Origin of the sequence: Halomonas llamarensis (assembly GCF_023555005.1) — a bacterium.
GTDB lineage: Bacteria > Pseudomonadota > Gammaproteobacteria > Pseudomonadales > Halomonadaceae > Vreelandella > Vreelandella llamarensis.
In genome coordinates this window covers 1-369 of the sequence record NZ_JAMJPJ010000120.1, presented here as the reverse complement: position 1 = coordinate 369, position 369 = coordinate 1, and the positions used below count along the sequence as shown (strand labels likewise).

1 protein-coding gene is annotated in these 369 nt (G+C 55.6%); it reads right to left on the bottom strand.

What is annotated here, in order from left to right; translation table 11 throughout:
- On the bottom strand, positions 1-369 hold a 369-nt coding region (locus M8006_RS17860), incomplete at both ends, for an IS3 family transposase (RefSeq protein ID WP_250084583.1).

Here is a 369-nt window from a genome sequence, read left to right as displayed (position 1 = left end):
TGGCGTTCATCCGCGACCCCATGCTCCAGCCCACCACTCGCCGACTGAACAGGTCAATGAAAACGGCCAGATACAACCAGCCTTCCTGTGTCCAGAGGTAAGTGATATCGGATACATAGGCTTGATCCGGACCCTCTGCAGTAAACTCCCGATTCAGCACATTCTCGAATACCGGCTGCTTGTGATTACTGTTCGTCGTCACCTTGTACTTTTTCCGACACTTGGCTTTAACACCTGCTTCCCGCATCAAGGAGCTTGTCTTGCGGCGCCCGACCAGGAAGCCTAAGGCGTTGAGCGCCCGCTTCATCCGACGTGACCCATAGCTGTAACCGCTGGTCTCCGCGATCTCTTTCACCGCCGCTAGCATCG